We start from the raw sequence: 13,812 nt of genomic DNA on the forward strand, positions 1-13,812 counted from the left end.
TCGTGCGAGGGACAATCTGCCCATGGTCGATCCCCAGTTCACCGTCATGATCGTCGGCAATGATGACCACACCGTGGAGGAGTTGGAGGAAGCGACCCGCCAGCTACGGGACGAGCTGGCCGAGGTCGACGACGTCGAACTGGCCGGCGTGCCCGGTGACCCGCCGGAAGACGGCACCCGCGGCACCCTGACGGAGCTGGCCGCGGTGATCATGGTGACCTACTACAGCGTCAAGACCGTGGTCGGCGGCGGCCGCGAGCTGAAGCACCTGGAGCGAAGGGTCAGGACCGTGGTGATGCCGCACCTGGCCGGCATCCTGCGCGAGTGGACCCAGCGCCACAAGGACAAGCGGGCGATCATCAAGCGGCCCGACGGCACCGAGTTCGACCTGACCAACCTCTCCGAAGAGGAGATCCGCTCCATCCTCGGCCACGGCGGGGAGCAGCGGCGTACGAAGAATGGATGACGGCCGCCTCAAGTTCGACGAGGGTCCGCGCCGGGCACTGGCGGTGGTCACCGACCACTACCGGCATTCCGAGCTGCCCGACCTGGACTCGCCGAGCCGGGACGGCGAGGCCACCGCGCGGATCCTCGGCAACCCGCTGATCGGCGGCTTCGATCCGGTGGAGACGCTGCTCGACCCGGACGTGCGCACCGCGACCAACCGCATCTACGACTTCTTCGCCTCCGCCCAACCGGACGACTTCCTCTTCGCGTACTTCTCCTGCCACGGCCGGCGTACGCCCAACGGCAGGCTCTACCTGACCACGATCGACACCGACCCGGACCGGTTGCCGCCGACGGCGATCTCCGCGGACTACCTCGCCGAGCAGTTCGACGGCTCGCGCGCGCGGCGGATCGTCGTGGTGCTCGACTGCTGCCACGCCGGCGCGTTCACCGGTGATCCACGGCTGCGGGGCAGCCGCGACCGGATCCTGGTGCTCACCGCGGGCGCGTCCGAACTGGCCCACGAGGGCGACCGGGGACAAGCCGTCACCGGGCCGTCCAAGTTCGCCGACGCGTTCTTCGAGGGCATCGAGACCGGCCGCGCCGACAACGACAACAACGGCCTGATCACGGTACGCGAGGCGTTCGACTACGCCGTCGCCCGGCTGCGCGACACGGGCGCCAAGCAGACCCCGCAGATGCGCGCCGGCATCACCGGGGACATGGTGCTCTGCCGGGCACCCGTACGGCGTGGCGCCCTGCCGCCGCCGATCGACGCCCTGGTGCGCAGCAGCCTCCCGTCCGCCCGGCAGGTCGCCGTCGACGAGCTGGCGCACTGGCTGTCCTCGGCCGACACCACCGTGGTCGAGGCCGCCGAGACCGCGCTCGCCGAGCTGCGCGCCGACCCGAACGAGCGGGTCGCGCAGGCCGCCAGCCGGCTGCTGTCCCGCCGGTACGCGGTCGCCTCCGGCCGGCTGGCCACCGAGGCGTCCGTGGTGGTCAAGAACCCGGACCCGCTGTGGTACCGCCGCGCGGTCTGCTACGAGATCCAGGTGAGGTCGTTCGCGGACGGGGACGGCGACGGCATCGGCGATATCCGTGGCCTGATCGACCGGCTGGAGTACCTGCAGTGGCTCGGCGTCGACTGCATCCTGCTCTCGCCGATCTTCGCCTCCCCGCTCAAGGAGGACGGCAACGACATCAGCGACTTCACCGCCGTACATCCGGACCTCGGCGGCATCGCCGAGCTGGTCGAGCTCGTCGACGCGGCGCACCGGCGGGGCATCCGGGTGCTGCTCGACCTGGTGCTCAACCACACCAGCGACCAGCACGCCTGGTTCGAGTCGTCCCGCCGCGCCCCGGACGGGCCGTACGGCGACTACTACGTGTGGAGCGACACGGACGCGCTCTACGCCGAGGCATCCGGCTCGGTGGCCGGCGCCGACCAGTCCGGGTGGTCGGCGCAGTCGGGCTGGACGTACGACCCGGTACGCCGGCAGTACTACTGGCACCGGTTCGGCCCGAACGCGCCCGACCTGAACTTCGACAACCCCGCGGTCCAGGACGAGATCCTGCGCATCCTGCCGTACTGGCTGGACCTCGGCGTCGACGGATTCCGCCTGGTCAGCGCGCCCTACCTGTTCGAGCGGGACGGCACGCCGTGCGAGGGGCTGCACGAGACACACGCGTACCTGCGCAAGCTGCGCGCCGAACTGGACCGGGACTATCCGGACCGGGTGCTGCTGGCCTGGGCGGACCGGTGGCCGGCGCAGGCGCGGGTCTACTTCGGCGATCCCGCCGAGGGCCGCGAGTGCGACATGGTGCTCTTCACCTCGCTGATGCCGCGGATCTTCCTGAGCATGCGCCGGGAAAGCCACCACCCGGTGTCCACATTGCTCAGCCAGACCGACGCGATCCCGGCGAACTGCCAATGGGGCCTGTTCCTGCGCAACGGCGACGAGATGTCGCTGGACACCATCGACGAGGACGGCCGGGAGTACCTGCTCAAGGAGTACGCCCCACTGCCACGCATGCGCAGCGCCGTCGGCATCCGCCGGCGCCTCGCGCCGATGCTGGACGGCGACCGCGGCCAGATGGAGCTGTGCATGGCGCTGCTGCTGTCGCTGCCCGGCTCACCGATCCTGTACTACGGCGACGAGATCGGCATGGGGGAGAACCTCATGCTCCCCGGATGCGCCGCCATCCGTACCCCGATGCAGTGGTCGACCGAGCGCGGCGCGGGCTTTTCCACCGCCGAACCGGACCAGCTCGCCCTGCCCGTGCTGCTCAACTCGACGTACGGGTACCAGGCGGCCAATGTGGTCAGCCAGCGCCCGATATCGACGTCCCTGCTGAGCACGATCCGCCGGCTGATCCAGATCCGGCGGCACAGCCCCGCGCTCAACGGCGGCCGATTCGTGCCGGTACCCTCCTCCAACTCGGCGGTGCTGGCCTACCTGCGCCAGGACGGCCCGGACTGCATGCTCTGCGTGGCCAACTTCTCCCGGTACCCCCAACCCACCGAGCTCGACCTGAGCGCCCACGCCGGCGCCCGGCTGGTGGAGGCGACGGGCGGCTCCCGATTCGGCACGGTCACCGAGGCCCCCTGGACGCTCAGCCTCGCCGGCCACGGCTTCTTCTGGTTCCGCCTCACAGACGCCGCCCCACCCCCCTCCCTCCCCGCCTCCCTCCCCGCGTGACCTGTCCCTCCCTCCCCGCGTCCCCTCCCCGTCGATCAAGGGCAAACGGCCGTGCTTTGATCTCCTTTCCACGACCATTTGCCCTTGATCGACGCGAAAGTCCTTGATCGACGAGGCCGGCCGCGCCTATCCGACCACGCCCTGCTCGACGCGCTGGCGCGCTAGGGGCGGATCTGGCGCACGATCGTCCGGTCGGTGATGCGGGTGTCGCCGGCGAGCAGGATGGCCTTGCTCAGCACCAGCGCGAGCGTCCGGTCGCCCTCGAACGGCAGGAAGAGCCCGTCGGTGCCGGACGGCGCCGACCGGTCCGGCACGATGCACAGGTACTCGTCCTGCGGCTCCATCAGGATGTTGCCCGAGCCCAGATGGATCTTGTACGTGCGTAGGTCGCCGCGGACCCGCAGGAACCGCCCCGCGATCTCGCACCGCTCGGCGATGGCGAGCCGGGGGAGCAGCCTGGTGAGCAGGTCCCGGCGGGTCTGCGCGGTCGCGGACAGCTCGCCGAAGCTGTAGCTCGCCCAGTACTCGCGGAACCGGCCGCCTGGACCGCCGTCGGACCAGGTCGGGTCGTTGCCGACGCTGGCGACGCCGACGAACAGGTCGACGTCGCGCATCACCTCGCTGAACACGAGCGCCGGCACGCTCTCCAGCGGCAGCGGCGCGGTCGGCTGCTGGTCGGCGCCCAGCCACTGCTCGTACTCGCCGCCGCTGGCGTGCGCCTGGTGTTGGGGCGCGTCGATCGGGTAGAAGCGGACCTGGTCGGTGGCCAGCCGCAGATAGGCGCCGGACTCGTTGGCGTCGCTTTCGTAGTCGTCTCCGGCGCCCGCCACCCAGAACTCGGCCCGCAGCCCCCACTCGGGCAGCTCCCGGGTCGGCGGCGGGTACACGTCGTCGACCATCATGCGCAGCACGCTGCGCCAGCCGCGTACGGCCGCCAGCGCGTGGAACTGGTGCTGGCGCACGATGTGCGCGGCGAAACGGTTGGAGTAGGTGCCGGTGGCGCCCTCCGCGTCGGTGCGCGGGTACGTCTCGCGGTGCGCCTGCTTGAACGGCTGCGTGATGCCGTGCCGTTCGAGAAACTCCCGCCAGGCCAGCACGGCCGGTACCGGCTGACCGATCGGGTGCCAAAGCTCCACTGTGGCCTCGGCGGGGCAGTCCAGCACAGCACCGTCCACTGTGCGCATAGCGTCTTCGGCCCAGCAGCAGGCCGTGCCGTCCACCGTCCAGATCAGACGCCGGGCCAGCGTGCCGACCAGCGGGTGGTCCAGGTACCGCTCCCGCCAGGCGGCGTAGCGCCACTCCCGCCGGGACAGGACCATCCGGTCCAGCCGGTCCCGCTGGGCGGTCAGCATCTTGCCGATCTCCTTGACCGACGCCTTCAGCTCGGTCAGCGCCTCCGCGTGCTCGCGGCGGACCTCGGCCGGCGGCGACTTGACCGGCCGGCCGGCGGCGTTGTGCCAGTGCAGGCTGGCCTCGATGCCGGTGACGCGCACCTCGGCCACCGTCGTGCCGAGCTTTTCGGCGCGGCGTCCCACGTCCTCCAGCCCGTAGCTGGGGATCGCCAGCTCGTCGACCTCGTCGCGGGACACCCCGAGCGCCGCCGCCCGCGCGTTCAGCGCCTTCTCGACCTCCTTCAGGGTGCCCTTGTGGGTCACTCTGGCGCAGAGGCGGGCGAGCTCGCCGACCGCGCCCGGATCGTCCAGCCGGGACAGCGCGTACACCGCGGCGTTGGCGAGCTTCGGGCTGCGCGGACCGATGCCGGGCACCTTGCGCAGCGCCGTCTCCGCCATCGCGCCCAGCAGCCGGACGATCGCCGGGCTCGGCGGGCGGTCGGCCAGCAGCCACACCATGCCCCGCAGCGCCGTCGCGTTGTACGGGTCGAAGCCCTGGTTGTGGTCGCCGTCGTCGAGACCGAGGTGCAGCGGCGTGCTGCGCGGCTTGCCGACCAGCGCCAGCCAGCCGATCGTACGGTCGGCGAAGTCCGCCTCGCCGACCTCGGCGACCAGCGCGGCGCCGGTCTGCCGCCACCGGTCGGACGGGCGCGCCTGGGTTGCCCCGGTGGCGTGCGTGAACAGCGCGTGCCAGGCCGCCCGGCGGTCCTCGGGCAGCGCCTCGACGTCGGCGATGAGCCGGTCGGCCCACGGCTCGCCGGGGTTCACGGTCGGCCACAGCGGTTCGGCTGCTGGCAGGGCCGTGACATGGTTCGCCCCGAACATGACCGCCTCGCGCCGGACGGCGGCCAGGGCGAGCGGCCACGGGCGGCCAGCGGCGAACTCCGCGACCAGCAGCGCGTCGGCACCCGGTACGCCGCCCGCGACCTGGCGGCCGTACCAGGTGAACAGGGCCGGTACGTCGACCGCGCCGCCCGCCTCCACGAGCCGTCCCAGCAAGGTGGTCAGCGCCGGGATGGGTGGCTGGCCGGAGCCGGCGTCGAGGTACCGCAGGAACTCGCGGGACAGCTCCACCCGGTCCTCGGGCGGCTGAGCGACCAGCAGGTCACCGATCTCGGCGCAGGCCGGGCCCTGCCAGTAGAAGTAGTCGGGCGCGAGCGGCGCCAGCACCACGAGCAGCCGCCGGGCCAGCTCGCTCGGCGGCAGGTCGGCGGTCAGCGCGTACCGCCGCGGCAGGTGTTCGTCGAGGCGGTCGGCGACCCAGGCCAGCGCGGCGCGGTGGGCCTCGGTCGAGGCGTACTGCTCCGGCTGCTCGACCAGCAGATCCCGGACCGCCTGGGTGACGGCGACCGGCTGCCGGCACATCTCGGTGACCAGCCAGTCCCGCCAGCTCGGCGCGGACCCGTAGCCGCGGGCGATCCGCCGCAGCATCGTGTCGGCCTCGTCCCGGGGCGCCATCAGCCACCCACCAGCGGGATCAGCTTGAGAAACGTGACCTCGGTGCCCGCGGAGAGCTCCACCTCGTGCTCCAGCTCGGTCACCTGGTGGCCGCCGACCAGCACCACGAACCCGTTGCGGCGAAAGGCGTCCAGCGCACGCTCGTACTCTGCGCGCCAGTCGGTCCGCGGGTCGCGCTCGGTTACCTCCTGGTAGATCCGGCGGCGGATGATCTCGTCGAGTCGCAACCGCTCCTCGAAGATCTCCAGCGCCCAGCCTTCGGCCCGGGAACCGGAGAGGCTCTCGTCCACGATGGTCACTGTCGGCATGGTCGACAACGTAGACCACCCGATCGAGCCGAGGCCCCTCGCTACAGGTGGGGGCCGAGCAGCGTCAGGTCCGCGGGGGACAGGCGGTCACGGGCGGTGTTCGCCTGATGCCAGTACGGGTAGAGCAGCGGCTGGGCGCTGACCTGGTCGAGGCTGCGGCGCTCGTCGTCGGTCAGCCGCAGGTCGGCGGCGGCCAGGTTGTCGGCCAGTTGTTCGCCGGTGCGGGCGCCGACGACCACGGAGCTGACCGCGGGCCGGCCGAGCAGCCAGGCCAGCGCGACCTGCGCGGCGGAGACGCCGTGCGCCTCGCCGACCCGCACGAGTACGTCGACCGTGTCGTAGAGCTTGTCCTCGTCGTACACCGGCGGCTCGCTCCATTCGGTCAGCTGCCGGCTGCCGGCGGGCGCCTGCTGGCCGCGGCGGTATTTGCCGGACAGCAGCCCGCCGGCCAGCGGGCTCCACACCAGTACGCCGAGCCCCTGGTCGACCGCGGCGGGGATGAGCTCGTACTCGGCGTCGCGGGCCTGCAGGGAGTAGTAGATCTGCTGGCTGACCGGGCGGGGCAGGGCGCGGACCTCGGCGGTGTTGACGGCCTTCATGAGCTGCCAGCCGGCGAAGTTGGACACCCCGACATACCGGACCTTGCCGGCCCGGACCAGCAGGTCCAGCGCCTCGAAGGTCTCCGCCAGCGGGGTCAGGCCGTCCCACTCGTGCAGCTGGTACAGGTCGATGTGGTCGGTCTGCAGGCGGCGCAGGCTCGCCTCGCAGCCGGCGATGACGTGGTGCCGGGACAGCCCGCCGTCGTTGGGGCCCGGCCCCATGGGGAAGCGCACCTTGGTCGCGAGCAGTACGTCGTCGCGGCGACCGCGCAGCACCTCACCGACGATCTCCTCCGACGCCCCGCCGGAGTAGACGTCGGCGGTGTCGATCAGATTGATCCCCGCATCCAGGCAGCGGTCGACCTGCTGCCGTGCCTCGTCGACGCCGGTCGTGCCGACGTTGGCGAAGATGTCCTTGCCGCCGAAGGTCATCGTGCCCATCGACAGCACCGACACCTGTAGACCCGAACCGCCCAGCGTCCTGTACTCCACGGCCCCACCGTAGCGGAGCTATCCGCCGATCCGCGCCCGGGACGTGCCGCGCCGGTTCTAGCCTGGTACTCCACGCACCTGAGCGAGGACTCGGCCATGGCGAGGCGAGACGTTCGAGTAGCGAACCTCCTTTCTACCGGGCGCCGGGCCCTCGCGGGCACGGTTCGAGGTTTCCCGCCACGCTCCGTAACTGCTGGTTATCGTCGGCTCACGGAGCGAAAAGGGGAGGCTTCACAATGGGGTACCAGTCCTACGCCGCCACCACGTCGGTGGCGGGCAATGTCGTGTCGGTCGACGTCGAATCCTCGTCGTTCACCATCGCCTGCCGCAGCGGCGACGTGGTGGAGGTCTTCGTCGGTCCGACGACCACCTTCGAGGTGCTGTCCAACGTCGACGGCGTGTCCCGGGACCGCACGCCGGGGCCCGCGCCGGATCCGGACGGCGGGGATCCGGTGCGGGACTCGATCCGCCGGTACGTCGCCGTGGACAACCTGGTGTTCGTCCGCGGCATCCACCAGGAGCACCAGGGCCGCGGCCGGTACGACGGGCGGATCGTCTACCTGTTGCAGTCCAGCCCCGGCGGGGCGTACGTGTTCGAGGAGCCGACGTGGTGGCTCACCCAGATCTCCCGGCTGGCGGACCGGTGGCTGGACCAGCTCTTCGACGCCCGGCGGGACTACTCGCTGGAGGACTTCGCCAAGTTCTACCGGACGAACCTCAACATCGTCGGCAGGCCCACCGACGACACCGTGCAGGAGTGCGCCACGCTGTCCCGGCTCATCTACGGGCTGTCCTCGGCGTACCTGTTGACCGGGGCGGAGCGCTACTTCCTGGCCGCGCGGGCGGCGGTGGCGTACCAACGGCAAGCCTTCCGGACGCTGTCCAGCGACGGCCGGCACTGCTTCTGGGCCCACGGCCGGCGGGCCACCGCGGACGGTGAACGGCTGCTCATGGCGTCGGAATTCCCCGACGACGCGGGCGCGATCCCGCTGTACGAACAGATCTACGCGCTCGCCGGGCTCGGCCAGTACTACCGGATTACCGGGGACTGGGAGGTCCTGGCGGACATCCGGCGGACGCTGAACACGTTCCGGGACTTCTACCGCGACGACGAGGCGGCCCGCGAGCGTGGCCTGCCCGGCTACGGCGGCTACTTCTCGCACCTGGACGACGTGACGTTCCGGCCGGACAGCGCCGCGCTCGGGCCGAACCAGTCGCGCAAGAACTGGAACTCGATCGGTGACCACCTGCCGGCGTACCTGGTCAACCTGGTGCTGGCGGTGGAGCCGCTGCCGCGCGGCGAGGCCCGTTCGGCGTTCGAGCGGCTGCAGAACGACGCGATCGAACTGCTCGACGAGACGGTCGCGCTCATCGTGGAGAAGTTCCCGGACGACCACAGCGACTACGTCAACGAGCGGTTCCACGCCGACTGGACCCCCGACCACGAGTACGGGTGGCAGCAGAACCGGGCGATCGTCGGGCACAACCTGAAGATCGCCTGGAACCTGACCCGCTGCATGTTCTACCTCCAGGGGCGCGAGCAGCGGCTGCACGATCGGGGCCAGCACGCCGAGGCGGACCAGCAGAAGCAGATGGCCGCCCGCTGCCTGCACCTGGCCCGCCGGCTCGCCGACCGGATGGCCGAGGCCGCGGTCGACCCGGTCCGCGGCGGGGTCTTCGACGCGGTGGAGCGGATGCCCGACAACGGCATGCCGATCCAGTTCGCCTGGGGTGTGACCAAGGACTTCTGGCAACAGGAGCAGGGCATCCTGGCGTACCTGTTGCTGTACGGCGCGACCCGCGACGAGCGCTACCTGAACCTGGCGCGGGAGTGCATGGCGTTCTGGAATCTGTTCTTCCTGGACCGGGACCGGCAGGGTATCTTCTTCCGCACCACGGAGAGCGGGCTGCCGGTGCTCCAAGGGGTGTACGGGCAGAAGGGCAGCCACTCGGTGGCCGGCTACCACAGCTTCGAGCTGAACTACCTGGCCCACCTCTACGTCCGGGCCTTCGTGGAGCCGGACGACCAGCACCGCCGCTTCTGCCTCTACTTCCGGGTGCAGGGCGACGGGGAGCAGCGGACCATCAACGTGCTGCCGGACTTCATGCCGCCCAACCGGGTGGAGATCCTGCGGGTCAGCGCGAACGGCGTGGACCGCACCGAGGATCTCAAGCCGGCCAACGCCGACGACTTCCAGATCTCGATCGACGGGGTCAAGCCGAACCCGAAGGACGGTTCGGTCAGCCTCGTCGTCGAGTTCTCTGTCCACTGAGTACGGGGGACCTCATGACGGACAAACCGCTTTCCGGTGCGCGCGTGGCGGTGCTGGTGGAAAGCCAGTACATCCCGAGCGAGCTGCGCATCTATCAGGAACGCTTCGCCCAGTACGGCGCCACGGTCGACCTGGTATCACGGCTGTGGGGCAACGACAGCCTGCGCTTCTACTCCACTGTGGAGCCGGACGACAGCGGGTCGGCACAGCCCATCGAGTGGGTCGAGGTGGGCCTCGACGTCGACGAGGTGGATCCGACCGGCTACGACGCGGTCATCGCGATGGCCAACTACACGACCGTGCGGCTGCGCTACGTCGACCCGCCGCCGCCCGGTACGTTGCCGGCGGCGGCCGTGCGGTCGGCGCCGGCGGTCCGGTTCTTCCAGCGGGCCATGGCGGACCCGCGGGTGGTCAAGGCCGCCCCGTGCCACGCGCTGTGGTTGCTGACCCCGTCGCCGGAACTGCTCGCCGGGCGCCGGGTGATCTGCCATCCGGTGGTCCTCGCCGACGTGCTCAACGCCGGCGCCACGTACGTGCCGCCGCCGCCGGGTACGCCCGAGGGCGAGCAGGTCGTGGTCGACGGCGACCTGGTGACGAGCTCGTCGTGGCACGCCACCGAGCGGCTGGTCGACGCGGTGCGGGACGGCATCCTCGCCGCGCGCGAGCGGCCCGTACCCCAGTTCGTCCCGCCCGTATCCCGCGAACGCACCGGCAAGGTGCTGATGGTGGTGTCCGAGTGGGGCTACTGGGGCGAGGAGCTGGTGGGCCCGCTGCGCGAGCTGGACGCCGCCGGCATCGCGGTGGACTTCGTCACGCCCACCGGCAAGCGGCCCAACGCGATCCCGGTGAGCATGGACGCCGACTTCTTCGACCCGCCGCTGCAACGAAAGATCACCAGCGAGCAGATGGCGCGGTGGGCGCGGGAGATGGACGACCCGTTCACCGAGCAGGGCGCCCGGCTGGACTACCCGATCAACCTGGCGGACTGGTTCCCGGAACGGCCGTACCACGCCGCGCCGCAGTTCGTCCGGCTGATGGAGGTGTACCACCGGGACCTGGCGCGGGCGGCGGAGCGCGTCGCCGAGTACGACGCGATCCTCCTCGTCGGCGGCGCGGGGGCCATCGTCGACCTGGGCAACAACCAGCGGGTGCACGACCTGGTCCTGGCCTTCCACCGGGTGGACAAGCCGATCGCGGCGGTCTGCTACGGCGGCATCAGCCTGGCGTTCGCGCGGGACATGAACGAGCGGCGCAGCATCCTGGCCGGCAAGCACGTGACCGGCCACTGCGTGGAGTACGACTACAAGGACGGCACCGTGTTCGTCGAGGGCCGCAACAAGCCGCTGGACTTCAACATGGGCCCGGCGCCGTACACGATGGAGTTCCTGATGCGGGACGCCACCGCTCCCGGCGGCGCCTTCCACGGCAACTTCGGCCGCCCGACGAGCGTGATCGTGGACTACCCGTTCATCACCGGACGGTCCATCCAGGACAGCGCGCTGACCGGGCAGAAGCTGATCGAGGTGCTCCGGGAAGGGCTGCGGCGATGGGGCTGGTGACCGACCTGAGCCCGCCGCCCAGCACGGCGGTGGCCACCGGCCACCGCCGGTTGCTGGAGCAGCTGCGGGCCGACGGAGTCCGGTACCTGTTCGGCAACCCCGGGTCCACAGAGGAGGGTCTGCTCGACGAGCTGACCCGCTACCCCGACGTGGAGTACGTCCTGGGCCTGCAGGAGGCGGCGCTGGTGAGCACCGCCGACGGGTACGCGCAGGCGTCCGGGCGTCCGGCCGTGGTGCTGCTGCACAGCGGCGCCGGCCTGGGCAACGCCATCGGCAGCATCTACCACGCCGCGCGCCGGCAGACGCCCCTGGTGGTGCTCGCGGGCGAGGCCGGGGTGGAGTACGACGCGCTGGATGCCCACCTGGCGGTCGACCTGGTCGCCATGGCCCGTCCGGTGACCAAGTACGCCGCCCGGGTCAACCACCCGAGTAGCCTGCTGCGGCTGTTCCGGCGCTGCCTGAAGGTGGCGGCCACCCCGCCGCGCGGGCCGGTGTTCCTCGCCGTACCGCAGGACGTCCTGGACCAGCCGAACGAGGAGCCGGTCACGCCGACCGTGTTTCCGCAGACCGCGGTGGTGCCCGACGCGCCGGTCGTCGAGCAGGCGGCCCGGCTGCTGGCCGGTGCCCGGTCGCCGGTGATCCTGGTCGGCGACGGCGTTGCCGCGAGCGGCGCCGTGGACGAGCTGGCCCGGTTCGCCGAGACGTGGGGCGCCGGCGTGTACGGGCTGACCGCCTCCGAGCTGGTCATGCCGTGGACCCACCCGCTGTGGCGGGGCCTTTCCGGGCACCTGTCGGGCGAGACCAGTGCCGCCACGGTGGCCGACGCGGACGCCGTCCTGGTGTGCGGGACGTACCTGTTCCCGGACGTGTTCCCGCTGACCCGCAGCCCGTTCCGGGACGGCGCCCCGGTGGTCCACATCGACCTGGACGCCGCCGCGATCGCCAAGAACCACCCGGTGACCCTCGGCATGGTCAGCGATCCGCGGCTGACCTTGCGGGCGCTGACCGGCGTGCTGGACGAGACGATGACGGACGCGCAGCACGAGGCCGCGGCGGGACGGGTCCGGTCGATCGCCGAGCAGACCGCCCGCGCGCACGCCGGCCGGCTGCGCCTCGACATCGCCGAGCGGGACCGCGGACCGCTGCGCATGTCGATGATCGCCGAGGCCCTGGCGCGGCTGCTGCCGGCCGACGCGGTGGTGTTCGACGAGTCGCTCACCCACTCGGCGGAGCTGACCCGTTGGCTGCCGCCCACGACGCCGGGCGCGTTCTTCCAGACGCCGGGCGGCACGCTGGGGTGGGCATCCCGGGCGCGGTGGGCGCGAAGCTGGCCCGGCCGGACCGGACCGTCGTCGGGCTGACCGGAGACGGCGGCGCGATGTACACGTACCAGGCACTGTGGACGGCCGCGCACCTCGGGCTCGACGTGAAGCTGGTCGTCTGCCACAACGCCAGCTACCGTCTGCTGAAGGAGAACCTGGCCGCCTACCGGCGGGACGACTCGCCGGACCAGCCGTACCCGCCGTTCTTCGATCTGACCAGTCCACGCGTCAGCTTCGTCCGGCTCGCCGAGGCGCTCGGCGTCGCCGCGTTCCGGCTGGTGGAGCCCGCGCAGGTCGAGCAGGCGCTGTGCACGCTGCTGGGCCACCGCGGACCCGCTCTGCTGGAGGTGGTCCTGGACCGCGACGTGACGCCGGCGCGCGGCTAGCAGGAGGGTGGGCACGATGCGGGTCGAGTTCGTCTACCACACCGGGCTCGCGAGTCCCGTGTTCCGCAACGTCCGGCTGTGCGGCAGTTGGGACGGGGCCGGCGAGCCGGCGCAGACCTGGACCACCGTGCCGATGACCGAGAGCCGCGGGCCGGACGGCTGCCCGACGTTCCGCGCCACGCTCACGTTCCCTGACTCGCGACTCGGTCACCCGTACCACTGGGGGTGCTGCTGGACGCGCCGGGCGGCCGGGAAGCCTGGGGCATCCCGACCGAGGCGGGCGACCCGGCGGCACCGGTGCGGCACCGCACGTTCACGCTCGCCGCGGACCTGCCACCGCAGGAGTACTGGTTGAGCACCGGCCGCCGGCTCGGCGTCAACAAGCGGCACGACGCCGGCGGCCGTACCGGCGCGGAGTTCGCCGTGTGGGCGCCGAACGCCCGCGCGGTGTCCGTGGTGTTCGGCGACCCGATCAGCGGCTACATCGGCGACGACGGCACCGGTGTGGTCGGTGAGCCGATCCCGCTGCGCGACACCGGCGGTGGCGTGTGGACGGCCACAGTGGACGACCACGCGGCCGTCCTCGGCCGGCCGTACATGTTCGAGGTGGTGAAGGACAACGGCCGGGTCGCGTACCGCACCGACCTGTACTCCCGGTGCCAGATCGGGCGCGGGCGCATCGATCCGGCGGCGTCGCCGTTCTCCGGCCGGTGGCAGGACCTCGACGGCACGGTCGGCTGCTCGGTCGTCGTGGATCCGGACCGGGTGGGTCCGTTCGAGGGCCCGGGGCGGGCTGGGCCGACGAGGAGTTCTGGCGCGACGAGCTGGATCCGCGCCGGCCGCTGCCCACCCGCGTCGAGGATCTGATCATCTACGAG

At 71.6% G+C, this 13,812-nt stretch carries 11 protein-coding genes; 7 read left to right on the top strand and 4 right to left on the bottom strand.

Features of this window, described 5'->3' with window-relative positions; all coding sequences use genetic code 11:
* Positions 1-22 precede the first annotated feature (22 nt).
* Together Prum_RS35985 and treS are read left to right on the top strand one after the other, a co-directional pair.
* Positions 23-466: a hypothetical protein gene (locus tag Prum_RS35985; protein ID WP_173080901.1), complete on the top strand. Its 444-nt coding sequence runs from the start codon at positions 23-25 to the stop codon at positions 464-466.
* Entirely contained in the window at positions 459-3,146 is a 2,688-nt protein-coding gene (gene treS / locus Prum_RS35990; RefSeq protein WP_173080903.1) for a maltose alpha-D-glucosyltransferase, read from the top strand. Before Prum_RS35985 ends, treS begins: the two co-directional genes overlap by 8 nt.
* Positions 3,147-3,307: 161 nt before the next feature.
* Here treS and Prum_RS35995 read toward each other — a convergent pair whose 3' ends face one another.
* The 3 genes from Prum_RS35995 to Prum_RS36005 are packed head-to-tail and all read right to left on the bottom strand — an operon-like array spanning position 3,308 to position 7,394.
* Positions 3,308-5,995, bottom strand: coding sequence for a DUF4132 domain-containing protein (locus tag Prum_RS35995; protein ID WP_246278319.1), 2,688 nt, complete (start codon positions 5,993-5,995; stop codon positions 3,308-3,310).
* The gene (locus Prum_RS36000) at positions 5,995-6,303 is read right to left on the bottom strand and encodes a hypothetical protein (protein ID WP_173080905.1); all 309 of its coding nucleotides are present in this window, start codon (positions 6,301-6,303) and stop codon (positions 5,995-5,997) included. The genes Prum_RS35995 and Prum_RS36000 overlap by 1 nt, the downstream gene beginning before the upstream one ends.
* Positions 6,304-6,344: 41 nt before the next feature.
* On the bottom strand, positions 6,345-7,394 hold the full coding sequence (locus Prum_RS36005) for an aldo/keto reductase (protein ID WP_173080907.1): 1,050 nt from the start codon (positions 7,392-7,394) through the stop codon (positions 6,345-6,347).
* A 236-nt stretch (positions 7,395-7,630) separates the two neighbouring features.
* On the opposite strand from Prum_RS36005, the gene Prum_RS36010 reads away from it, so the two are divergent.
* From Prum_RS36010 to Prum_RS50000, 4 genes are read left to right on the top strand one after another with little or no spacing between them, the layout of a single operon-like run.
* Complete coding sequence (locus Prum_RS36010) at positions 7,631-9,667, top strand: AGE family epimerase/isomerase (protein ID WP_173080909.1); 2,037 nt, start codon at positions 7,631-7,633, stop codon at positions 9,665-9,667.
* Between the two features lie 14 nt (positions 9,668-9,681).
* On the top strand, positions 9,682-11,226 hold the full coding sequence (locus Prum_RS36015; protein WP_173080911.1) for a DJ-1/PfpI family protein: 1,545 nt from the start codon (positions 9,682-9,684) through the stop codon (positions 11,224-11,226).
* Positions 11,214-12,587 (top strand): thiamine pyrophosphate-binding protein, encoded by a 1,374-nt coding sequence (locus tag Prum_RS36020; RefSeq protein ID WP_218577510.1) that lies wholly within the window; start codon positions 11,214-11,216, stop codon positions 12,585-12,587. The genes Prum_RS36015 and Prum_RS36020 overlap by 13 nt, the downstream gene beginning before the upstream one ends.
* Positions 12,542-12,934 (top strand): thiamine pyrophosphate-dependent enzyme, encoded by a 393-nt coding sequence (locus tag Prum_RS50000; protein ID WP_218577511.1) that lies wholly within the window; start codon positions 12,542-12,544, stop codon positions 12,932-12,934. The genes Prum_RS36020 and Prum_RS50000 overlap by 46 nt, the downstream gene beginning before the upstream one ends.
* Before the next feature lie 33 nt (positions 12,935-12,967).
* Here the strand turns inward: Prum_RS50000 and Prum_RS50005 are convergent, their stop codons facing one another.
* Positions 12,968-13,114: a hypothetical protein gene (locus Prum_RS50005; RefSeq protein WP_218577512.1), complete on the bottom strand. Its 147-nt coding sequence runs from the start codon at positions 13,112-13,114 to the stop codon at positions 12,968-12,970.
* A gap of 45 nt (positions 13,115-13,159) precedes the next feature.
* Here Prum_RS50005 and Prum_RS52475 point away from each other — a divergent pair, with 45 nt between their 5' ends.
* On the top strand, positions 13,160-13,801 hold the full coding sequence (locus Prum_RS52475; RefSeq protein WP_246278320.1) for a hypothetical protein: 642 nt from the start codon (positions 13,160-13,162) through the stop codon (positions 13,799-13,801).
* The last annotated feature ends 11 nt before the right edge of the window (positions 13,802-13,812 follow it).

The sequence above is a fragment of the Phytohabitans rumicis genome, assembly GCF_011764445.1.
GTDB classification, from domain to species: domain Bacteria; phylum Actinomycetota; class Actinomycetes; order Mycobacteriales; family Micromonosporaceae; genus Phytohabitans; species Phytohabitans rumicis.

What these genes read in the sequence shown, in the direction of transcription:
- Prum_RS35985 (WP_173080901.1), top strand. Translation starts at nt 23, where the DNA reads ATGGTCGATCCCCAGTTCACCGTCATGATCGTCGGCAATGATGACCAC.
- treS (WP_173080903.1), top strand. Translation starts at nt 459, where the DNA reads ATGGATGACGGCCGCCTCAAGTTCGACGAGGGTCCGCGCCGGGCACTG.
- Prum_RS35995 (WP_246278319.1), bottom strand. Translation starts at nt 5,995, where the DNA reads ATGGCGCCCCGGGACGAGGCCGACACGATGCTGCGGCGGATCGCCCGC.
- Prum_RS36000 (WP_173080905.1), bottom strand. Translation starts at nt 6,303, where the DNA reads ATGCCGACAGTGACCATCGTGGACGAGAGCCTCTCCGGTTCCCGGGCC.
- Prum_RS36010 (WP_173080909.1), top strand. Translation starts at nt 7,631, where the DNA reads ATGGGGTACCAGTCCTACGCCGCCACCACGTCGGTGGCGGGCAATGTC.
- Prum_RS36015 (WP_173080911.1), top strand. Translation starts at nt 9,682, where the DNA reads ATGACGGACAAACCGCTTTCCGGTGCGCGCGTGGCGGTGCTGGTGGAA.
- Prum_RS36020 (WP_218577510.1), top strand. Translation starts at nt 11,214, where the DNA reads ATGGGGCTGGTGACCGACCTGAGCCCGCCGCCCAGCACGGCGGTGGCC.